Here is a 21,938-nt window from a genome sequence, read left to right on the forward strand (position 1 = left end):
GCGATGACACTTACTTAGTTTCGCCCAGGGCGATGAGCATCTGATCCACCATCCGTGATGAGTGGTCGGCGGCAATATCGAGGAACTGCTCGAAAGAGAGGTGGTTGTCGCCACTGCCAGGGATGTCAGAGAGGGCGCGAATGACGACAAACGGGCAGCCATAGAGGTAGCAAGTTTGGGCAATCGCAGCGCCCTCCATTTCCACTGCGAGCATGGTGGGAAATTGGGCGCGTGTGGTGGCTACCCGCTCGGGGTCGGCCATAAAAGCATCGCCAGTGGCAATCATCCCTTCGCGTACGTTTACCTCGCCAAGTGCTGCAATCGCGCCGCGAGCGATGTCGCGCAAGCGGCTATCTGCATGATAGGCAGCCGGCATGCCTGGTACTTGGCCTAGCTCATAGCCAAATACCACTGCATCGACATCGTGGTGGCGAACTTCATCGGAAATGATAACGTCGCCAATGGCTAAGTCGGTGGCAAACCCGCCAGCTGAGCCAGTATTGATGATCGCATCCGGCTGATGGCGCTCTAATAAAATCGCCGTGCCAACCGCCGCGTTCACTTTTCCAATACCCGATTGCAGAATGATTACTTCCAAGCCGTGGCGCGTACCGGTATGAAATACAAATCCGGCGTGCTCGTAGCGCTCGGCGTTATCAAGCTGCCCCGCTAAAATATTCACTTCCTGCGCCATTGCGCCAATAATTCCAATCCGTTGCACTGTCGCATTCTCCGTCGTAATTCGTGAGGTTTAATTGTTGAAACGCTCAGTGCTTAATGCTGCTGATCGTGTCGTTCGGCGGCTTCAAGAGTGTTTTCCAGCAACGTGGCAACGGTCATGGGACCAACGCCACCCGGTACGGGAGTGATATAGCTGGCGCGCTCTGCAGCTGCAGCAAAGTCGACGTCACCGACGAGGGTGCCGTCATTTTGACGGTTAATGCCGACATCAATCACCACGGCGCCTGGTTTGATCCATTCGCCCTTCACAATGCCGGGCTTACCGACGGCAACAACGACTAAATCTGCACGGCTGACATGGCCGGCTAAATCCTGGGTGAAACGGTGGCATATCGTAGTGGTGCAGCCTGCCAGCATTAGCTCAAGTGCCATCGGGCGTCCAACGATGTTAGAAGCTCCCACAATGGTGGCGTCCATGCCGCGTACCGCGATACCGCTTTGCGCCAGCATGGTCATAATGCCTTTTGGCGTACAGGGGCGTAGTGAAGGTAAGCGCTGGGCCAGGCGGCCAAGGTTATAAGGGTGAAAACCATCGACATCTTTGTCAGGGCGGATGCGTTCCAGAATTGGCCGAGCGTCGAGGTGGGCGGGCAGGGGGAGCTGAACCAGAATGCCATCCACAGTTGCGTCGTTATTCAACTCATCGACCAATGCCTCTAACGCTTCCTGGGTGGTGTCCGCTGGCAGGGCATGTTGAAAAGAGAGAATGCCAGCCTGCTCACATGCGCGATGTTTATTGCTTACGTACACATGAGAGGCTGGATCTTCGCCGACCACAACAACGGCTAGTCCGGGTGCACGAGCGCCAGCTTGCTGACGTGCGGTAATTTTCTCGGCAACGCGTTGACGGACATTAGCGGCGATGGCTTTACCATCGATGAGTTGGGCGGTCATGTAATGAGATCCCTATGAAGGTTGAAAAGCAAAGCAAACTGACAAGCGCTGGTGGCAGAACGCGCTTTTAAGGGGGCAATTTTCGCATGGTAGCGCGGCAAGGCAAAGCGCCTATCGAATCAATCACTTTAAGTGTTGACTTTAAAATTAGAAATAGTAATATATGCCTCGCTTGAGACGGGACACGCAGCAACGTCTAAGGTAAGAAATCGGGATGTAGCGCAGTCTGGTAGCGCGCCTGCTTTGGGAGCAGGATGTCGGGGGTTCGAATCCCTCCATCCCGACCACGTACCTAGCACGGAAGGTGTTAATCTGCTTCTCCAAACTTTGGTTGTGGTCAAGTGCTCATCAGTATTCACTCTGGATACACTATGTGCGCCCATAGCTCAACCGGATAGAGCAACGGCCTTCTAAGCCGTAGGTTGCGGGTTCGAGTCCTGCTGGGCGTGCCAATCAAATACTTTTCAGTGTTTGTTCTCCAGTTGGGTATTCTCAAGTTTGCTTTTTGTCAGTGGTGGATGTAGCTCAGTGGTAGAGCCCCGGATTGTGGCTCCGGTGGTCGTGGGTTCGATCCCCATCATCCACCCCATTGACAAGGCAGCATTAAAAGTTTCAGGTTCTGGTGGATGTAGCTCAGTGGTAGAGCCCCGGATTGTGGCTCCGGTGGTCGTGGGTTCGATCCCCATCATCCACCCCATTAACCTGTAATTTACTCTCTTATATCTCCTCTTCTTTTACAAAGCTCTCCAGCGTCTCTGCTAGTTAAATAAGCATTTCTTTTTGGCTTTTTTAGCCCTTGTCTGTTTTATACCCCTCTATCGCGGCATCACTTTAATCTGGTTACCTGCTGTAGCGGTAATGGGCTCCGGTTTGCCCAGCAAATACCCCTGTGCATAGTCAATTCCTAATGAACGCAGCTTGTCCAGCGTTGCTTGATTCTCTACGTATTCGGCAACTGTATCGATATTGAGCGCTTTGCCAACGGCGTGAATCGCCTCTACCATGGCGCTATCAATCGGATCGTGGTGGATATTGCGGATAAAATTGCCGTCAATCTTTAAATAGTCGACTGATAGCTGTTTTAAGTAGCTGAAAGAGGAGAGTCCGGTGCCAAAGTCGTCCAGCGCGAATCGGCAGCCGAGTGCTTTCAGCGCTTGAATCAGTTCGCTCACCTTTGAAAGCTGCGCAATGGCTGCACTTTCAGTAATTTCAAAACATAAGGTGCCTTCAGGTAACCCGGCGCGACGTACCTGCTGTACCAACTCCTGACAAAAATCGCTGTCTGATAGCGAATCCCCAGATAAATTAATACCCCAGTGGCCTATGGTATGGTTCTCCGCGCAGCGATAACGGTCACTCAACCACGCCAACGTGTTGCGAACTACCCAGCGATCAATTCTGACCATAAAGTGATAGCGTTCGGCGGCGGGTAGAAAACTGCCGGGTGTAATGAGTATGCCGTTCTCCTCCAAACGTAGTAAAATTTCCCGATAGCCCGGCCCGTTGCCGCATACGGCGCTAATCGGTTGCGCGTAAAGTCGAAAGGCGTCGTTATCTAGGGCATTTTGTAGCCGCTGAACCCACTGCAGTTCGCCGTGACGTTCTAGCAGCAGGTGGTCGTTAGGTTGATAGCAGTGAATGCGGTTGCGACCAGCCTCTTTGGCGGTGTAGCACGCTGCATCGGCTGCGTGTAGTGTGTCAGATAAGCGTCTGGGGTGTTCCTTGTCGATCGCTACCAAGCCAATACTGACGCCAATACCAAACGTGTGCCCTTGCCAAGCAAAGCGAAAGTGATCAATGTCTCGGCGTACGGCCTCACAAATAATCTTGGCCTTTTCTAGTGGGCAGTCAGGTAGCACCAGGGCAAACTCATCGCCCCCCAGGCGGGCAACCGTATCACTAGTGCGCACATGGGCTTTGAGCTTCATGGAAACTTGGCGAAGCAGTTCATCTCCTGCTAAATGACCACAGGTGTCGTTAACGATTTTGAACTGATCTAAGTCTAGATAGCAGAGCACATGATGATGCTCCGTTTGGGCAAGCAATTTAGTGAGCAGTGTCTCGAACGCGCGCCTGTTCAGGAGTCCGGTAAGGTTGTCATGGGTGGCTTGGTAGTTAAGCTGCTCTGATAGCTTGTGCGTCAGACTCACGTCTTGAAACACCACAACGGCCCCCAGCGTGATGCCACCGCGGGAACGGATAGGGGCGGCGCTATGCTGAATGGGATAGCGTTTGCTGGTGCGATGAACAAGCTGGCAGTGCTCGCTGTAATGAACCGCTCGGTGCTGGGTGAGCACTTGGCGGGCAGGATTATTGATCGGTTCATCGCTTAGCTCGTCACGTAGTTGATAAACCGTCTGGATAGGCTTATTGGTGACTTCTTGAAGCGGCCAACCGGTTAGTCGTTCGGCTTCCGCGTTCATAAACGTGATATTGCCGCTGGCGTCGCAGGTAATAACGCCGTCGCCAATGGAAGCCAGCGTGGTACGGGCGAGGTCGCGTTCACGGTTCAGTTGCTCTTGAAGCTGTTTGCGCTCGGTAATATCGCGCACCATTCCCGAACACTCTGAGGCTGAACCAGCGGCTCCTTCGCTTACCTGAATTTCTAGGTAGCGTACCTGCTGATCATCCGTACGCAGTTTGATTTCATGCAGCGCCCCAGGCGCAAGCGGTTTATTAGGCAGTAGCGTACTGACAGGCTGGCCAATCAACTGCTCCGCATTAACACCAAAGAGGGCTTCCGCTCCTGGGTTTAGGCCGGTCAGCGTTCCGTCGGCTTGCCAGGTAATCACTCCGTCGCGAAGATTGCGTAACATCACCCGGGTGTGACCTACCGCGCGTTCAAGCGCCGCAGATACGCGGTTGTAGCTTGCTGCAATTTCCCCGACCTCGGTAAATGGGTCGGCATCAATGCGTTGGCGCATATCCCCCTGTTTTTCGTGCTGGCGCATATGTTCCAGAAGCTGATGAAGCTCATTTTTAGCCCCGTGTTCTGCTAGGTTAAGCCCCATTTTTTCCGCATCTTTGGAGACGCGAAGAGGTAAAAAACGCCTCGTGATACGAAATATCAGCCAAGCAGTCCCAAAACTCCATAGGCCGCACACCACCGCGCCCAGTAGTTGCACCGTGAATTGATCAAAACGGCTAAGCGAGGTACCTAATCTATTTAGATCTGCCAGCCAGGGTAGGGCCAGGGTGCCCCATAGGCCGGTCACCAAGTGTGCGGGGATGGCTCCCACTGCATCATCAATGCGCCGTTTTAATAGCCATTCGCTTGCCAGCACCATGAGTACGCCGCTAACGCCTCCCATTAAAAAGGCGGCTGGTAAGGAAAGCGCATGAGCGCCAGCGGTGACGGCGACCAAACCTGCAATTGCGCCGTTAATGGCGTACATCACATCCGCATAGCGGCGCACCCGCCAACCAACCAGCATGGCGGATAAGATGCCGCCTACGGCGCCCAATATGGTATTCGCGATAATGCCAGGCACCGAGCTATTCAATGCCAGCGTGCTACCACCATTAAAGCCGAACCAGCCCAGTACCATAAAAAGGGCACCCAGCATGGCAAGCGGTAAATTTCCAGCAGGAAACGCAGTAGGGGGCTTGTCTACTTGAAAGCGCCCCTCACGAGGGCCTATCACCAGCACAGCGGCTAAAGCGACCCAGCCGCCTACGCTATGCACCACGGTGGCCCCGGCAAAATCAACAAACCCCAGCGCCGCTAGCCAGCCTGGCGTTCCGCCCAGCAGGCCGCCCCATGCCCAGTGGCCAAATACCGGGTAAATCAGTAGTGCAATCCAGAAGGCCGTCCATAAATAGCCAAGGAACGGCATCCGCTCGGCGACTGCGCCAGCCACGATGGTGGCTGCCGTTGCGCAAAACATGGCTTGAAAAATAAATACAGTGACAAGCCAGGTGTCGGTCGACTCCAGTTCCCATCCAAACAGTGAGCTACCCATCCAGCCTGATTGGGAAGTTCCAAACATCACCCCAAAACCGACCAGCCAAAAGACACTGACGGCAATGGCAAAATCCGCTAGGTTTTTCATAGCGACGTTAATGGCATTTTTTGTTCGTGTGGTGCCCGCTTCCAGGCAAAGAAAACCAGCCTGCATGACGAAAACCAGCGCAGCTGCCCACAGTACCCAAAGCATATCCATGAGTGTTGTATCAAAGCTGTCGGTCATTGACGTGATCCTTGTGCTGATCTGGTGCAAGGTGAGCACTGACATAGTGCGTTGTTAGTAAATATGTCTTCTATTAATGCCGCGCGGTGGCTTCTGTCGCGGAAGGTTTCTGGGGTGTTAAACGCAGTGTTAACTGAGATTAAGCAAATGTTATGCCGCGCTTAGCAAAGTCATCCTTAATTAGGATTTTTGCGTCATAAAAGACTAAAAAAATGTCTAAAAATAGTGTTTATAACTGTGCAAAAGCTATTTGATTGGTGATATTTTTCAATATGTTGCTTATGTGATTAGCAGCATGTGACTGGGCAAACAATAGAGCGAGAGGAGTGCATCATAATGGCGCGTCAAACGGTGGTTTTAGGAGCAGGCATGGTGGGTGTCAGTATTGCTTGGCAGCTGCAAAAGCGTGGCTATCAAGTAACGCTGGTAGATCGCCGCCAGCCTGGACGCGAAACCTCGTTTGGAAACGCGGGCATTATCCAGCGTGAAGCAGTTAGGCCTTATCCGTTTCCCCGTGATATGAAAACGATATTGAGTGTGCTTCCAAACCGTCGGGTCGATATCCGTTACCGGCCTGCCGGTATGGTCAATGCGGCCTCGCCACTGCTGAGTTACTGGCACCACTCTTCGTCACGGCTCTACAAAAAAATCGTGCCTGAGTACGCCTCGTTAATTCAGCTCTGTTTGGACGCCCACGCGCCGATGATTGAGGCCGCTGGTGCTGAGCATCTAGTGCGTAAGGAAGGATGGCTTGAAATCTATCGCACGCCGGAAAAGCTCGCTAAGCGAGTTAAAGAGGCTGAAGAAGCCCGCGAGCTTTACGGCGTACAGTTCACCGTTCTTGATCGCGAAGCGCTGAGTGAGAAGGAGCCGCAACTAGGCAATAAAATCATCGGCGCTATTCACTGGCTAGACCCCTGGACAGTCGCTGACCCGGGTGGCTTAGTGGCTGCCTATGCGGCGTCGTTTGAAGCGATGGGCGGACAACTGGTACAAGCGGACATCACTGGTATCACTCAGCAAAATGATCGCTGGAAAGTGACGACCAGTGCGGAGTCGTTTGAGGCTGAACAAGTTGTCATGGCCCTTGGCCCCTGGGCTGGCCAATGGATGAAACCGCTGGGTTACCACTTCCCCACGTTTGTGAAACGTGGCTACCACATGCACTACGCGACACAGCCAACGGCCAAATTAAACTACTGGTTGATGGACGCCGAGATCGGTTATTTGCTGGCACCGATGAATGCTGGTGTGCGGCTGACGACGGGGGCAGAGCTAGACCGCCTTGAATCTCCCGCGGATGAAGAGCAGCTGGGCGCTGCCGAAAAAGTGGCGCGGACAATTTTCCCGCTAGGTGAGCGAAAAGATAGCGCGGCGTGGAAAGGCGCACGGCCTTGCTTGCCAGATATGAAGCCCGTTATTGGCCCAGCGCCACGCCATCCTGGCCTGTGGCTAGCGTTTGGACATGGCCACCAAGGGTTCACCCTCGGTCCGGCGACAGGCCAGCTGCTGGCGGACATGATGGAAAACAAACCAACCGCCATTGATATGGCACCGTTTCGGGCAGACCGGTTTTAAATATGACGCCGCAGCCTGTTACATAATGAAAAAGTACAAACATGGCCTAGGAAGGCTGGGTTTGCTAGGCTGAATGAGTCACTCAATAGATTGAGGTGCAATAATGGATGTCGCCGCAAGTAATGCAGTTAGCACGGCACTGTATATGAACCAGGCGCAAACTGCTGAGCAGGCACAAATGCAACTGTTCAAGCAAGCACTGGATATGCAGTCCGAACAAATTACCGAGGTGCTCGCCTCTGCAGATACCGGGGCACAGCCTAGCTTGGCTCAAGAAGGTAGTGTAGGCACCCAGGTAAACACCTACGCTTAACCCTTCTGTTGCTAGAGACCCCAAACGCCGACCCTGTCGGCGTTTTTTATATCTATCGGCACGGCGCCCCGCATGTGATGGTATGCCGTTGAAGGCGAGTTGCGTTACCATAGGCACACACAACGCCGAAGGTTTGGCGCTACGTTTTAAGTCATCACGTTGTACCATCTTAGAGAACTCCATGTCTGACGCCCAATTAGCGCGCGAAGCTGAGCTACGCCGTACCTTTGCGATTATTTCGCACCCTGACGCCGGTAAAACCACAATCACAGAAAAGATGCTGCTGTTTGGAAATGCCATCCAGTTGGCGGGGTCTGTGAAAAGCAAACGTAATGATCGTCATGCTACGTCTGACTGGATGAAGATGGAGCAAGAGCGGGGCATCTCGGTGACCACGTCGGTGATGCAGTTCCCCTATGGTGGGCGTATCGTCAACCTACTGGATACGCCGGGGCACGAAGACTTCTCTGAAGACACCTACCGCACGCTGACGGCGGTTGATTCCGCGCTGATGGTCATCGACGGTGCGAAAGGCGTCGAGGATCGCACCATCAAACTGATGGAAGTGTGTCGTCTGCGCACTACGCCTATCCTCACGTTTATCAACAAAATGGACCGCGATATCCGCGATCCTATTGAAGTGATGGACGAAGTAGAAACGGTATTGAACATCCAATGTGCGCCCATGACATGGCCCATTGGCATGGGGCGTCACTTTAAAGGGGTTTACCATCTCTATAACGATGTTATTCATCTCTATACCCAGGGTCAGGGCAGTCGCATTCCTGATGACAAGCGTATTGAGGGGCTAGATAACCCAGAAGTTGACGCCGTGCTAGGTGAAGAGCAGGCGGAAGAGCTGCGTATGGAAGTAGACTTAGTACGGGGTGCTTCCCATGAGTTTGACTTGGAAGCCTATCGTCGTGGTGAGCTAACGCCGGTCTATTTTGGTACCGCTATGGGTAACTTCGGTGTGCGTGAAATGCTAGACGGCTTTGTCGAGCACGCGCCGGCTCCGCAGCCACGTGAAACTGATACGCGTGAAGTGACCGCCCACGATGATCGCTTCACTGGATTCGTATTTAAAATTCAGGCCAATATGGACCCGAATCACCGGGACCGTATCGCCTTCCTACGGGTGTGTTCCGGCAAGTACGAAAAGAACATGAAAATGCGCCATGTGCGCATTGGTAAAGACGTCAAAATCGCTGACGCCCTGACCTTTATGGCCTCAGACCGCTCTCAAGTGGAAGAGGCATGGCCGGGCGATATTATTGGCCTGCATAACCACGGCACTATTCAAATTGGTGATACGTTCACCGTGGGTGAAGATATGCGCTTTACCGGCATTCCTCACTTTGCGCCTGAACTTTTCAAGCGCGTGCGCCTGAAAGATCCGCTCAAGATGAAAGCGCTACAGAAAGGCCTGCAGCAGCTGTCGGAGGAGGGCGCCACCCAGGTCTTTATGCCGATAGATAATAATGACCTAATCCTTGGTGCGGTTGGTACGCTGCAGTTTGACGTTGTCGCTCACCGCTTGAAGGAAGAGTATAAGGTCGACTGCATTTATGAAGGCGTTAACGTGCAAACCGCCCGCTGGGTGTATTGCAACGATGCCAAAATGCTTGAAGAGTTTAAGCGCAAGGCCAGTACCAACCTCGCCATTGATGGCGGCGGTTACCTGACCTACATCGCGCCTACTCGGGTTAATCTGCAAATGACCCAGGAGCGCTGGCCGGATATTCGCTTCCAGCCTACCCGCGAGCATTAAACCCCTTAAAGAGGGCAATATGCTGATAGACGCCCACTGCCATTTGGATGTAGCGGGGTTCGATACGGATCGTGATGCCGTGATCGCCGCCGCCCAGGCAGTGGGCGTTTGCCGTTTTATTGTACCTGCCACGGTGCGTGCGCGTTGGCAAAACGTATTGGCGCTGGGTGAGCGTGACGATGTCAGCATCTGCCTAGGGCTTCACCCGTACTTCATTGAGCAGCACCAGCCAGATGATTTGAAAGCGCTCGAAACCCTCATACTTCAGCAGCTTGCTGGCGCTTGCCCAGCCCGGCCAGTCGCCATTGGCGAATGTGGTATTGATGGTCGCTTTACGGATAGCCTGGACGAGCAATGGCACTACTTCGATGAGCAGTTAAACATCGCTAAACGCTGCAAGCTGCCTGTGGTGGTGCACTGCGTTAAGGCAAATGATACGGTCAGCAAGCGGCTTCGTCAGCAAGCGCTGCCAGGCGCCGGGCTCGTTCACGCCTTTTCCGGTTCTTACGAGCAGGCCGTCAAGTTTTTGGACCTTGGTTATGTGCTGGGGCTGGGCGGCGCGGTGACCTATGAGCGCGCTCAAAAGTTACGCCGTGTGGTGGCAAAACTACCCGATGATGGGTTTGTGCTGGAAACCGACAGCCCCGATATGCCATTAAGCGGTTATCAGGGCCAGCGGAATGAGCCTTCTCGGGTAATGCTGGTGGCTCAGGAGGTGGCGAGGCTGCGTCGGCAATCTTTTGATACCGTGGCAGCGCTGAGCAGTGACAACGTCGCACGAGTGTTTAAGTTAACAGGCGATGAGACCAATTCCTGACCTCAAGCAAGCTGAGCCGCGATCTGCTCCGGGTCCAAGCGCTCAATGGGGTAGGGCATCTCATACAGCGTGATAGGCTGCTGTTGCCAATAAACTGCTAAATTCTCTTCCATGACCTTGGTGTTCATCACCGCTAGCAACTCTACCTGCTGCTTGCCGCTAAATGCGCTGCTGACCACTTCTCCCAACGTCTTACCGTTGTCATCAAGCAGTGACTCGCCAATCTCAGGAAGGGTGGCCGCATTAATACTAGCGTGAACTAAGCGTTTTTTCACTTGGCCACGAAAGTGAGCGCGGGCGACGACTTCTTGACCTGTATAGCACCCTTTTTTAAAGCTAATGCCGCCTAATGCTTCCCAGTTCAGCATTTGGGGGAGAAAGTGATCCTGCTGTTTAGCGGTAAGCCAAGCAAGACCGCTGCGAATATCTGCAAGCTGCCACTCGTTGTGTAATGCATCATCACTGTTGACGAGGTCGCTGGCATCCTTTTCAAACATCAACAGCCAACGGGGTTTGCCGGGCATCCGCAACGCCGTTCCCTTTGAACTGGTAGTGTGGGTATAAGGTTGGTCGGGCAGCGTGATGTCTAGTTGATTGGCAAGCGTATCTGCAGGCTCGCTGGCGCCTGCAAACGTAACGCTGCCTACCACTGAAAGCTCTGCTTTATAGAAAGCGGCAAATTTTTTCAGATGGGTGAGCAGTCCGTCCGCAAGAGAGGCATCTAGTACCAAGCGGAAATGGTCGCTGCCGAGCCTCAATAACTGCCCATTGGCCAACATGCGCCCTTTAGGGGTACAGAAGCAGGTGAGCGGTGCGAAAGTGCCATTCGCCAATCCCACCTGTGCGCTAGCTTGGCCCTGTAAGAATTTCTCCGCATCGGCCCCTTTAATATCGAGCGCGGCATACTGGGTCAAACGTACGGCGCTGGGGGGCTGCGTGTTCGCGGTGGCCATAGTCACTCCTGGGCGTAGTTAGTGGGATGTGTCAGTAAAGCGTGCTTGTAAAAGTGTGGGCAGGATAGGCAGATTGCAAGGCCTTGGGAGCATGCTAGACTCTTTGTTCTGTATCAGGTTTGCATAGGTAATTTCCTGTATACAGTCCCATTGTATGTGAGTTGACAATTATTCAGCAAAGGACGCGGCATGGCAGTTCAATCATTAAGCTTTCAAGGCGTCACTACCGCCGAACAAGTTAACAAAATCACCACCGCACTGATGATGCTTGACGGCGTCGATAGCGCCGAAGTGGGGCGCTATGGGGCGGAAGTGGAGGGTCGTGCTAAGCGAGAAGCGCTAATTAAAGCGGTTGAAAAACTTAATCTTCGCATCAAGGTATCGTAATGCATCCGCCTATCGTGGTGATTAGCGAACGAAATAGTGTTTTTCGTCAGCGTATCGAGGTAAGTGGTATGGAAGATCTCTATGCCGACGTACCCACTGCGGTGGGGGGCGATGATAGTGCCCCGGACCCCCACGACTATTTCGATATCGCGTTGGGAACCTGTAAGGCAATTACGGTCCAAATGTACGCCAAGCGCAAACAGTGGCCACTGGAAGGCATCACCGTCAAGGTTCAACGTGACGATAGCGAGGAGCGCAAAGGCGTTTACAAGCTAGATGTGACGTTAGAATTGCATGGCATCAGCGATCCAGAACAGCGAGCAAAGCTGGAAGACATTAGCCACTGCTGTCCGATTCAGCGCCTGATGACCCAGGCAACGATAGAGATAGCGACCCATACCGCGTAGGCCTACTTCCTCAACAGGAGCAACGATGAGCAAGGAATTTCGTCTGCAGTCAAAATTTCAGCCTGCGGGCGACCAGCCTGCGGCCATACGCGGGTTGATCAGTGGTTTGGAATCCGGGCTTGCCCATCAAACGCTGCTCGGGGTCACCGGTTCAGGTAAAACCTTCACCATGGCCAATGTGGTGCAGCAACTTCAGCGGCCCACCATCGTGATGGCGCCGAACAAAACCCTGGCGGCACAGCTGTACGGCGAATTTAAATCGTTTTTCCCCGATAACGCTGTTGAGTACTTCGTCTCCTACTACGACTACTACCAGCCCGAAGCCTATGTGCCCTCGTCAGATACGTTTATTGAGAAGGATGCCTCAATCAATGACCATATTGAGCAGATGCGTCTTTCCGCTACGAAAGCGTTACTGGAGCGCCGTGATGCGCTAATCGTGGTATCTGTATCGGCGATCTACGGTTTGGGTGATCCAGACCAATACCTGAAGATGCGGCTGCACTTCACTCGTGGTGAGCTGATTGACCAACGCGCCTTCCTACGCCGCTTGGCAGAGCTGCAGTACACCCGCAACGATATGGATTTCCGTCGCGGTACTTACCGCGTGCGGGGCGACGTGATTGATATCTTCCCGGCGGATTCGGATGAGGAAGCGGTGCGCGTTGAGCTTTTCGACGACGAAATAGATTCTATCCGTTTATTTGACCCGCTCACTGGCGATGTGCGCGGGCAAGTCCCAAGGATGACGATTTACCCAAAATCCCACTACGTGACGCCTCGTGAGACCATTCTAGAAGCCATCGAATCCATCAAAGCAGAACTCAAAGAGCGCTTGGAGTGGCTGCGTAAGCACGAGCGTTTAGTAGAGGCCCAGCGGCTTGAGCAGCGTACGCTTTACGATATTGAGATGATGCTGGAGCTGGGGTACTGCAACGGTATTGAAAACTACTCTCGCTACCTCTCTGGCCGTGCACCTGGCGAGCCACCGCCCACGTTTTTTGATTACCTGCCGGATGATGCGCTGCTGTTTATCGATGAGTCACACGTGAGCGTGCCCCAAGTAGGCGGGATGTACAAAGGCGACCGTTCGCGTAAAGAGACACTGGTCGAGTATGGTTTCCGCCTGCCGTCAGCGTTGGATAACCGCCCCATGAAGTTTGAGGAGTGGGAGGCTATATCGCCACAAACGATCTTCGTATCCGCAACACCAGGCAACTATGAAGCTGAGCACGCAAGCCAGATCGTCGAACAAGTCGTTCGGCCAACAGGGCTACTGGATCCGCAAGTTGAAGTACGCCCGGCCAGCACGCAAGTCGATGATCTGCTGTCGGAGATCGGTTTGCGAACAGCGGTAGGCGAGCGGGTGCTCGTTACTACTTTAACCAAGCGCATGGCAGAAGACCTGACTGATTACCTTGATGAGCATGGTATTCGCGTGCGCTACTTACATTCCGATATTGATACGGTCGAGCGGGTGGAAATTATCCGTGACCTACGCCTGGGCAAGTTTGACGTGCTGGTGGGCATCAACTTGCTGCGGGAGGGGTTGGATATCCCTGAAGTCTCTTTGGTGGCGATTCTGGATGCCGATAAAGAGGGTTTCCTGCGCGCCGAACGCTCGTTAATTCAAACCATTGGTCGTGCAGCGCGTAACGCCAACGGTAAAGCGATTTTATATGGCGACCGCATTACGGACTCCATGCGGAAAGCAATTGATGAGACCGAGCGTCGGCGCCATAAACAGATGGCGCATAACGAGAAGCACGGCATTACCCCCACGACGGTTACCCGCTCGGTTGCAGATATCCTAGAAGCCGCGCAGACGCCAGGTAAGAAGAGCAGTCGGCGTAAGGGCAATGAGCGTAAGGTGGCCGAGCTTAAAGGTAGTTACGATGTGACCGCCATGAGTAAGCAAGACTTGCTCACGGCCATTAGTAAGCTTGAAGATGCCATGTTTGAAGCGGCTCAAAATCTCGAGTTTGAAGAAGCGGCGCGGTTGCGCGACCAGCTCCATCAAATGAAAGAGAAGCAGCTGGCGCTAGGATAAGCGATGTCTGAAGATCCAGAGATTCGCCGCGCAGCGATCGCATTGAAAAACAGATTGGCGGTTCAGCGTATTTGAGCTCGCCGGGCTCTCGTGCCATCGTTGCGGCAGTGTGATTGAGCGCATGATGGTCGGGTCTCGGCGGCTATACTCTTGCCCACAATGCCAGCCTTCTCCTTAGGATGAATTTTATACCGTTATCTTAATAGCTATGTTCAAACAATCAGACCAAAGCGCTACGTAACAGCAAGCGGTTACTCGGTGCATTGGCTGCCGCGTGAGTCTCAATACGGTATACTTCCCGCACACTTAGACGGCCGCGAAGGCTGCAGCCAAGACGATAACCAAGGAGCTGTTAATCCATGACCGTGATTCGCCAGGACGACGTGATCCAAAGCGTTGCCGATGCTCTGCAGTACATCTCTTACTACCACCCGAAAGATTTCATCGATGCAATGGCCGCCGCTTACGAGCGTGAAGAGAACCCCGCTGCAAAGGATGCCATCGCTCAGATTTTGATTAACTCGCGCATGTGCGCAACAGGGCACCGCCCAATTTGCCAGGATACCGGCATCGTGACAGTGTTCGTTCACGTAGGTATGAACGTCACATGGGACGCCGAGCTAAGCCTCGACGACATGATCAACGAAGGCGTGCGCCGCGCCTACCAACTGCCGGATAACGTACTGCGCGCCTCGGTTCTTGCCGACCCGGATGGCAAGCGCCAGAACACTAAAGACAACACGCCCGCCATCATTCACCACAAAATTGTGCCGGGCGATAAGGTCGATATTCATGTGGCAGCGAAGGGCGGCGGTAGCGAGGCGAAATCGAAGTTTGCCATGCTCAACCCCTCCGATAGCGTGGTCGACTGGGTGATGGAACAGCTTCCCAAAATGGGTGCTGGCTGGTGCCCGCCGGGTATGCTTGGCATTGGTATTGGCGGTACCGCTGAAAAAGCAATGGAAATTGCCAAAGAAGCGCTATTAGATCCTATCGATATTCAAGAGCTTCAGGCCCGTGGCGCAAGCAACCGTGCCGAAGAGCTGCGCCTTGAGCTGTTCGATAAGGTGAACAAAAGCGGTATTGGTGCCCAGGGCCTAGGTGGCCTGACCACGGTGCTGGATATCAAAGTCAAAGATTATCCGACCCACGCTGCCAATAAGCCGGTGGCGATCATTCCCAACTGTGCAGCTACCCGGCATGCGCATTTCACGCTGGATGGCTCTGGCCCTGTAGCCTTGCCGGCTCCGAAGCTGGAAGACTGGCCGGAGATTACCCGTGAAGCAGGCGATAACGTCAAGCGTGTCAATTTAGACACTGTCACGCCCGAAGAAGTCAAAACCTGGCAGCCCGGTGATACACTGCTGTTAAACGGCAAACTGCTGACGGGCCGCGATGCTGCCCACAAGCGTATGGTGGATATGATCGCCAAAGGCGAGCCGCTGCCGGTCGACATGAAAGGGCGCTTTATCTATTACGTTGGCCCAGTCGACCCGGTCGGCAATGAAGTGGTTGGCCCTGCAGGCCCCACCACGGCCACACGCATGGACAAGTTCACTCGGACGATGCTGGAGGAGACTGGTTTGCTGGGTATGGTCGGCAAAGCAGAGCGCGGCCAAGCTGCCATTGAAGCGATCCGTGACAACCAAGCAGTGTATCTCATGGCGGTGGGTGGCTCTGCTTATCTGGTTGCCCAAGCGATCAAAAAGTCACGCGTGGTGGGCTTTGAAGACCTGGGAATGGAAGCCATCTACGAATTTGAGGTGGAAGACATGCCGGTCACGGTAGCGGTAGATAGCCAAGGCACCTCTGTTCACCAGACAGGCCCGGCTAAATGGAAAGAAATTATTGCCGAAAAAGCATGATACGCTGAGGTGATATAGGCGTTGCTTAACCACAGGAGCCCCGTTCTAACGGGGCTCCTGTTTATGGAGTAGTCAGAAATAACAGGTCCTAACGGATGGTGAGGAATAGCGAATGGCCTCTTGGTTGCTAGGGACAGGGATCATGCTGATTCACGTGCTGGGAATGATCTCGGCGGTGATGGCATTAATGTCGAGCCGTACGTCACAGGGTGCAGTGGCGTGGATTATCTCACTGCTAACCTTTCCCTATGCGGCGGTGCCAGTGTACTGGCTGTTTGGCAGGCCACGTTTTTATGGGTATGTGACGGCAAGAGGTGCCAGGGATTCGGTGTTGCGCCGAGTGCTCGTTCGCTATCGACATAACGTAAAGCCCCATGTCGCTATTTCCGACAATACCGATATTCAAGCGGTTGAACAATTAGCGATGATGCCGCTGACGAAAGGCAATAGCACCGAGCTGTTAATTGATGGCGATGCCACTTTTGACAGCCTATTTGCAGGTATTAATCAAGCGCAGGATTATCTGCTGATCCAGTTCTTTATCGTTCGCGATGATGAGTTAGGCAGGCAGCTCCAGCAGCATCTGATTGCAGCGGTTAAGCGCGGTGTGCGCGTTTATTTTCTATATGACGAAATTGGTAGCCGTAAACTAAATGACGGCTATTTAAATGAATTAAGTACAAGTGGCGCAGAGGTCACACCTTTCCGCTCATCACGCGGGCTAAAACACCGCTTTCAGCTCAATTTCCGTAACCATCGAAAAATTGCCGTAGTAGATGGCAAGCAGGGGTGGATAGGCGGCTTTAACGTCGGCAACGAGTATCTTGGCAAAAGTGCTAAGCACGGCCCTTGGCGAGACACCCATTTGAAAGTGCAGGGGCCGTGTGTACTAGGGCTGCAAGAAGCCTTTTGGGAGGATTGGCACTGGGCAACAGGCGATGTCATTACCTTGAACTGGCACGCGGAAAGTCACCCACAGCAAGATCAGCAAGTGGTGATTGTGCCTTCCGGCCCAGCCGATAAGCAGGATACGGCTGGATTACTTGTTCAACAGCTGATTCATAGCGCCAACCAGCGGTTTTGGGTTACGAGCCCCTATTTCGTACCTGATCAGGGCGTCCAAGACTCTTTACGATTGGCAGCTATGCGAGGCGTCGACGTGCGCGTGATGATCCCGGAGCGCCCCGACCATTTGCTGGTATTCCTCTCTGCGTTCTCTTTTTTGCCGGATATGTTAAAAGCGGGTGTGAAAATATACCGTTATCAACCTGGGTTTTTACATCAAAAAGTCATGCTTGTCGACCATTCATCCGCCACTGTAGGTACGGTAAATCTGGATAATAGGTCGTTTCGGTTAAATTTTGAAATCACTGCGTTCATTCCCAGCGCCGATTTTGCCAACGATGTTGCCACCATGCTGGAAGCTGATTTTTCCAAGTGCCGCCGAGTGACTCTCGATGAAGTGAGTCAGCGCCCCATGTGGAAAAAAGTCGTGTCCCGTGCTGCTTATTTGATGGCACCCGTACAGTAATCGTTTGCCCCAACCAAATGACGCAAGCCATCAACGTTCAAATAACAGGAGTCATGGGTGAATCTAGAAACAAAATGGCTAGAAGACTTCGTCGCACTGGCGAATACCCGCAGTTTTTCTGCCTCTGCCCGACAGCGCCATGTCACCCAGCCTGCGTTTAGTCGGCGTATTCGGGCATTAGAGCAGGCAGTTGGCGTTACCTTAGTGGACCGATCAACGACGCCGATTGGCTTAACCTCAGAAGGGCAGCTATTTTTGGTGACCGCCCGCAACTTAGTTGAACAGTTAAACGAATCGCTCAGCCATTTGCGAGGGCTCTCCATTGCCAACGAAGCATTGGATATCGTCGCGGCGCACTCGTTAGCGCTCAGTTTTTATCCGCCGTGGATCTCTAGGCTACAAAAAGGGCTAGGGGAGTTGCCAACGCGTTTGGTTGCCATGAACGTCGGTGAAGCCATTCATGTGCTGCGTGAGGGGAACTGTGACTTAATGCTGGCTTACTACGACCCTTTCGCCACAATGCAATTAGATGCGGAGGTATTTCCTTCGTTTTCGATCGGCAAGGTCAAGATGCTTCCTGTTTCGCTGCCTGACGAGCATGGGAAACCGTTGTTCTCTTTGCAGCGCGATAGCTCCATTCCTTATCTGGCCTATACTCAGGGGGCGTTTCTAGGTCGCAGCGTGCGGATGCTGCTGAAAAACGACCCGCTGCGCATGAAGCTTAGAACGGTCTACGAAACCGCCATGGCTGAAGGTTTGAAGGGCATGGTATTACAGGGCGTAGGGGTTGCCTGGATTCCTGATTTCTGTATTCGTGAGGAGCTAAAAACCGGTAAGCTTGTGCGAGCAGGCGATGAGAGTTGGGACATTCCACTGGAAATTCGCCTCTATCGCTGCTCGCTGGTCCACAAGCCGGGAGTAGAGCGCTTATGGCGGCAGATGATGAAACTGCCGCGTGATTTCCTGCAGGCTTAAAGAGAGCCAAAATCGGCGGGTAAGCCAAGGAAATTCTGAATAATAAAGAAGTGATCCTCAAAGAGGCTCTCTGGCTCCAAGTCGGCGAGTGCCACCCAGCGGGCATGGTCGCCGCCCTTAACGGGTTTAAGGCGCGGCAGCTGCTGGTCAGGCCGCAAAGCAAAGTAGAAAGCTTCGGCTAGTGTGCGACCTCGCCAGCTACGGTGGGGCTCATCAAACAGCCGCTGGCCACGCAGAGAGCCTTTCAATACCGGTTCTGGCACTTTTAAGCGCAACCGTTCGCGCAGCTCACGCAAACAGGCATCTAGTAATCGCTCATGGGGATTGATAAACCCACCGGGCAGCGCGAATAGGCCTTTCCCAGGAGCCGCAGTACGCTTCACCAGTAATACGTGCCCTGATTGCACAACAACCGCGTTAACGGTGACAAAGATAGGGGTGTAGGGTGCCTGTGACCATGCTTGTCGATACTGATCGAGCAACTGCTGCTCTTCCAATAGTCGATGATAGTCCTCGCCTTTGCAGAATTTACTCACGCTTTCTACCACGCCAGGGGGCAAGTCATGGTAAGCCCCCGTACTGAGATAATCATCGGTTGAGCCAGGTGAGCGGAAAAGCCGCTCTCTAATTTGGCTGGCCGAAATGCCCTCCACGAGCGGTACGCTCACCGACTCCCATTGGGGAAAAAGCGATAAATAGTAGCTGGACTGCCCACGACTTGCGCCGATGAGACCAATCCTTGGCAACCGTGCATTGGCGGGAGCTGCTAAATCGCGCACTTTCCGCTGTACGTCCCTGACCCATACATCGTCGTTGTAAAGCGCATCCAGAAGCGGAGTGATTTCAAGTCGTTGATTATCCGCATTATCAAATCCTGAGCGGATCATGGCTTGGCGCTCATCAAAATGCCACGGGTTACGAAGCGAGCGCGCCTGCCAGGAGGAGCCCACCATGACGATTACCTGTCGAGCCTGTTTAAGGGCTTCGCGGATGATGGCAAGGTGGCCTAAATGGGGAGGCTGAAAGCGACCAATAAATACTAAGCAATCAAAGTCATAAGACGTTACAGACCGAGCTGCATCTGAGTTCATTGCGTGTCCTTGATTGCTGAAAATGTGAGAATAAAGCGTTGCCATTATGGTCGGCCCCATCAGCCTCTGCAACGCAATCATACCTGCGCTGAGCGTTTTCATTGGGTATGCTTATTGATTAATCAGTATATAAGCGTTGTATGAAAACGCTGTGATTTGCTTTTAAGGGAATGATGATGCTTAAGCGCACGCTCGTTTTTTGGTGGAAGGTAATTCAAGATGCAACGTCACTCTGGCTTGAGCGTAACGCGTTTAGCTACGCTGGGTCGCTGGCGTTCTACACGCTGTTCTCGTTAGCTCCCACGGTGATTATTGCGGTTACAGTGATTGGCGTGGTCCTCGGCGAAGAGGCGGCTCATGGTCAGATCGTGGCGCAGTTACAAGGAACCTTAGGCACAGAAGCTGCCTTGGCAATAGAGCAGGCGGTTGCCCAGTCTCGCATTGAAGAGTCGGGGGTTCTGCCCACAATTCTTGGCTTTATTGCCCTTGTAATCGGTGCAACGACCGTATTTGCGCAGATGCAGTTCTCGCTGAATACCATTTGGGGGGTTAGAGCGAAGCCAAATAGCAACAGCGCACTTATTTTTATCAAAAACCGTTTGTTATCGTTAACCGTTGTACTGTCTATCGGCTTTATTTTGCTGGTGTCGCTAGTGCTTGGAGTGGTGCTTCGCGGCATGCTAGACGCGACAAACGACCTGTTGCCATTTGCAAGCCTACTAACCACCACCGCCGAGTCGTTAATATCGCTTGCCATGGTCGCTCTGCTGTTTGCGACTATTTTTAAAGTGCTGCCCGATGTAGTGCTACGCTGGCAGGATGTCTTCATTGGTGCAGTGGTGACAGCAGTGCTGTTTACCATTGGTCGCAGTGTTATTACCATTTACCTCGCCTACACGGCCACGGCATCCACCTATGGTGCGGCGGGTTCGGTGGTTATGATTTTACTATGGGTATACTACAGCTCGCTTATCTTACTCTTTGGTGCAGCGTTCACACGCTCGTTGCTATTACGACGTGGGCGTCCACTGGTGCCCCGCAATAGCGCTGTTCTGGTTAAGCATGAGCTGCTTTAACGACGGAGGAGTTTGTCATGGCCCATTGCTGCGTACGTGCCTACATAACAGGAAAAGTGCAGGGAGTATGGTACCGGCGTGCCACTCAAGAGCAGGCATTGATGCGTGGCTTAACCGGCTACGCTAAGAACCTGCCTGATGGCAGGGTTGAAGTGCTAATGTGCGGGCCCTCTTCAGCCGTTGCCGAGCTTAGCCAATGGCTTTGGCAGGGCCCAGAAGGGGCGCGGGTGACCCATGTCACACTTGAAACACTGGATGCTCATCACTACGCTCCTGACCACTTTTCGACCTATTAGGCACACGTTTAGTGTGCCTAGCTGGCAAGTTAGTGATTCTCTGTCTGCCACGCACGAATATTGTCGGCGGTTAAGCCGACGATGTTTTGCCGTGCTTCGGGCGTGATCCACGCGTTGTGCGGCGTTACGATCAGATTGAGGGGTTCTGCATTCGCCAGCGCATCTAATAGTGCGTGTCCATCTTTGGGTGGTTCGACAGGTAGCACATCGACGGCTAGACCACCGATGCTACCGCTACGAAGCGCTTCCAGCGCGGCTTCTTCATCAATAATACCGCCACGAGCGCAATTGACGATTAGCAGTGACGGCTTTGCTTTCGCTAGACGCTCTTTATTGAGAAGGTGCTTAGTAGCATCGTTCAGTGGGCAGTGCAGGCTAATCACATCTGCCGAGGGCAGTAGGTCATCCAGCGAAGGTCGCTGATCGTTTTGCTCGTTGCCAGGACGGGCGGCAAACGTGACCTGCATACCAAACGCCTCTGCAAGCCGAGCCACTTCAGACCCCAGCTCTCCTTGACCCACCATCACCAACTGCTTGCCAGCAAGCTGGAGTGTTGGGTGATCTTGTAAGCAGAAAAAATCACTCGCTTGCCATTTCCCATCGGCAATATCCGCTTGATAGCGGGGTAAGCGATTCGCCAGTGATAACATCAGCATCAGCGTGTGCTGCGACACACTAGCGGTGCCATAGGCCGACACGTTTTTAACTGTAATGTTGTGGGCTTTGGCAGCATCTAGGTCAATGTTATTCAAGCCAGTGGCCAGCACGCAGATCAATCGTAACGAAGGAAGCTGTGAAAGCGTCTCAGCATCCAGCCTTACTTTATTGACGATGGCAATTTCGGCATCTGCTAGGCGTTCACGCGCCTGCGCTGTGGTGCTTTGCTGATGTATTTCTAAGTGCGTGACGGCATCACGAATAGCCGTCAAATCAATGTCAGGGCCAAGGCTTTGGGCATCCAGTATGACCGCATTGGGCATTTTATTTCTCCATTAACTGCCGA

General features: G+C 53.2%; 18 protein-coding genes, 4 tRNA genes and 1 pseudogene. 17 read left to right on the forward strand and 6 right to left on the reverse strand.

Going from position 1 to position 21,938, the window contains the following annotated elements:
- Window positions 1-10: 10 nt before the first annotated feature.
- Together mtnN and folD are read right to left on the reverse strand one after the other, a co-directional pair.
- Window positions 11-721 carry a 5'-methylthioadenosine/S-adenosylhomocysteine nucleosidase gene (gene mtnN / locus BMY49_RS00105; protein WP_054641586.1) on the reverse strand — a complete coding sequence of 237 codons (711 nt, stop codon included), beginning with the start codon at window positions 719-721 and terminating at the stop codon, window positions 11-13.
- Window positions 722-774: 53 nt separating this feature from the next.
- Complete coding sequence (folD, locus tag BMY49_RS00110) at window positions 775-1,635, reverse strand: bifunctional methylenetetrahydrofolate dehydrogenase/methenyltetrahydrofolate cyclohydrolase FolD (protein ID WP_054641587.1); 861 nt, start codon at window positions 1,633-1,635, stop codon at window positions 775-777.
- Window positions 1,636-1,845: 210 nt separating this feature from the next.
- Here folD and BMY49_RS00115 point away from each other — a divergent pair.
- The 4 genes from BMY49_RS00115 (at window position 1,846) to BMY49_RS00130 (ending at window position 2,332) form a co-directional block, all read left to right on the forward strand.
- A tRNA-Pro gene (locus BMY49_RS00115) sits at window positions 1,846-1,922 on the forward strand.
- Between the two features lie 88 nt (window positions 1,923-2,010).
- Window positions 2,011-2,087 (forward strand) — tRNA-Arg (locus BMY49_RS00120).
- Window positions 2,088-2,149: 62 nt separating this feature from the next.
- Window positions 2,150-2,224 (forward strand) — tRNA-His (locus tag BMY49_RS00125).
- 33 nt (window positions 2,225-2,257) lie between these two features.
- Window positions 2,258-2,332: transfer RNA gene (locus BMY49_RS00130), tRNA-His, on the forward strand.
- A 118-nt stretch (window positions 2,333-2,450) separates the two neighbouring features.
- Here BMY49_RS00130 and amt read toward each other — a convergent pair.
- On the reverse strand, window positions 2,451-5,825 hold the full coding sequence (gene amt, locus BMY49_RS00135) for an ammonium transporter (RefSeq protein ID WP_089674433.1): 3,375 nt from the start codon (window positions 5,823-5,825) through the stop codon (window positions 2,451-2,453).
- A gap of 336 nt (window positions 5,826-6,161) precedes the next feature.
- Between amt and BMY49_RS00140 the strand changes: the two genes are divergently transcribed.
- The 4 genes from BMY49_RS00140 (at window position 6,162) to BMY49_RS00155 (ending at window position 10,304) form a co-directional block, all read left to right on the forward strand.
- The gene (locus tag BMY49_RS00140; protein ID WP_044630092.1) at window positions 6,162-7,403 is read left to right on the forward strand and encodes an NAD(P)/FAD-dependent oxidoreductase; all 1,242 of its coding nucleotides are present in this window, start codon (window positions 6,162-6,164) and stop codon (window positions 7,401-7,403) included.
- A 103-nt stretch (window positions 7,404-7,506) separates the two neighbouring features.
- Complete coding sequence (locus BMY49_RS00145) at window positions 7,507-7,716, forward strand: putative motility protein (protein ID WP_054641201.1); 210 nt, start codon at window positions 7,507-7,509, stop codon at window positions 7,714-7,716.
- 181 nt (window positions 7,717-7,897) lie between these two features.
- Window positions 7,898-9,487 (forward strand): peptide chain release factor 3, encoded by a 1,590-nt coding sequence (locus BMY49_RS00150; RefSeq protein ID WP_089674434.1) that lies wholly within the window; start codon window positions 7,898-7,900, stop codon window positions 9,485-9,487.
- A gap of 19 nt (window positions 9,488-9,506) precedes the next feature.
- The gene (locus BMY49_RS00155) at window positions 9,507-10,304 is read left to right on the forward strand and encodes a TatD family hydrolase (RefSeq protein WP_089674435.1); all 798 of its coding nucleotides are present in this window, start codon (window positions 9,507-9,509) and stop codon (window positions 10,302-10,304) included.
- 2 nt (window positions 10,305-10,306) lie between these two features.
- Here the strand turns inward: BMY49_RS00155 and ygfZ are convergent, their stop codons facing one another.
- On the reverse strand, window positions 10,307-11,257 hold the full coding sequence (gene ygfZ / locus BMY49_RS00160) for a CAF17-like 4Fe-4S cluster assembly/insertion protein YgfZ (RefSeq protein WP_208596159.1): 951 nt from the start codon (window positions 11,255-11,257) through the stop codon (window positions 10,307-10,309).
- Between the two features lie 189 nt (window positions 11,258-11,446).
- On the opposite strand from ygfZ, the gene BMY49_RS00165 reads away from it, so the two are divergent.
- The 7 genes and pseudogenes from BMY49_RS00165 (at window position 11,447) to BMY49_RS00195 (ending at window position 18,472) form a co-directional block, all read left to right on the forward strand.
- A complete protein-coding gene (locus BMY49_RS00165; protein WP_044630087.1) occupies window positions 11,447-11,644 on the forward strand; it encodes a hypothetical protein in 198 nt (65 codons plus the stop codon).
- A complete protein-coding gene (locus tag BMY49_RS00170) occupies window positions 11,644-12,051 on the forward strand; it encodes an OsmC family protein (RefSeq protein ID WP_062359702.1) in 408 nt (135 codons plus the stop codon). Before BMY49_RS00165 ends, BMY49_RS00170 begins: the two co-directional genes overlap by 1 nt.
- Before the next feature lie 25 nt (window positions 12,052-12,076).
- Entirely contained in the window at window positions 12,077-14,101 is a 2,025-nt protein-coding gene (gene uvrB, locus BMY49_RS00175) for an excinuclease ABC subunit UvrB (protein ID WP_089674439.1), read from the forward strand.
- A gap of 46 nt (window positions 14,102-14,147) precedes the next feature.
- A pseudogene (locus BMY49_RS00180) lies at window positions 14,148-14,279 on the forward strand (zinc finger domain-containing protein); the annotation flags it as partial.
- A 181-nt stretch (window positions 14,280-14,460) separates the two neighbouring features.
- Window positions 14,461-15,966 (forward strand): fumarate hydratase, encoded by a 1,506-nt coding sequence (locus BMY49_RS00185; protein ID WP_044630084.1) that lies wholly within the window; start codon window positions 14,461-14,463, stop codon window positions 15,964-15,966.
- A gap of 112 nt (window positions 15,967-16,078) precedes the next feature.
- A complete protein-coding gene (gene cls, locus BMY49_RS00190) occupies window positions 16,079-17,497 on the forward strand; it encodes a cardiolipin synthase (protein ID WP_058577953.1) in 1,419 nt (472 codons plus the stop codon).
- A 57-nt stretch (window positions 17,498-17,554) separates the two neighbouring features.
- Complete coding sequence (locus tag BMY49_RS00195) at window positions 17,555-18,472, forward strand: LysR substrate-binding domain-containing protein (RefSeq protein ID WP_044630082.1); 918 nt, start codon at window positions 17,555-17,557, stop codon at window positions 18,470-18,472.
- On the opposite strand, the gene BMY49_RS00200 is transcribed toward BMY49_RS00195, so the two are convergent.
- Complete coding sequence (locus BMY49_RS00200) at window positions 18,469-19,563, reverse strand: bifunctional nicotinamide-nucleotide adenylyltransferase/Nudix hydroxylase (protein WP_062359698.1); 1,095 nt, start codon at window positions 19,561-19,563, stop codon at window positions 18,469-18,471. The two genes, BMY49_RS00195 and BMY49_RS00200, sit on opposite strands and share 4 nt — an antisense overlap.
- 176 nt (window positions 19,564-19,739) lie before the next feature.
- On the opposite strand from BMY49_RS00200, the gene BMY49_RS00205 reads away from it, so the two are divergent.
- The gene (locus BMY49_RS00205; protein ID WP_044630080.1) at window positions 19,740-20,639 is read left to right on the forward strand and encodes a YihY/virulence factor BrkB family protein; all 900 of its coding nucleotides are present in this window, start codon (window positions 19,740-19,742) and stop codon (window positions 20,637-20,639) included.
- Window positions 20,640-20,656: 17 nt separating this feature from the next.
- A complete protein-coding gene (locus BMY49_RS00210; RefSeq protein ID WP_044630079.1) occupies window positions 20,657-20,935 on the forward strand; it encodes an acylphosphatase in 279 nt (92 codons plus the stop codon).
- A gap of 29 nt (window positions 20,936-20,964) precedes the next feature.
- Here BMY49_RS00210 and BMY49_RS00215 read toward each other — a convergent pair whose 3' ends face one another.
- Window positions 20,965-21,915 carry a D-2-hydroxyacid dehydrogenase gene (locus BMY49_RS00215; RefSeq protein ID WP_044630078.1) on the reverse strand — a complete coding sequence of 317 codons (951 nt, stop codon included), beginning with the start codon at window positions 21,913-21,915 and terminating at the stop codon, window positions 20,965-20,967.
- Window positions 21,916-21,938 lie beyond the last annotated feature (23 nt).

Source organism: Vreelandella aquamarina, from assembly GCF_900110265.1.
GTDB classification, from domain to species: Bacteria; Pseudomonadota; Gammaproteobacteria; order Pseudomonadales; family Halomonadaceae; genus Vreelandella; species Vreelandella aquamarina.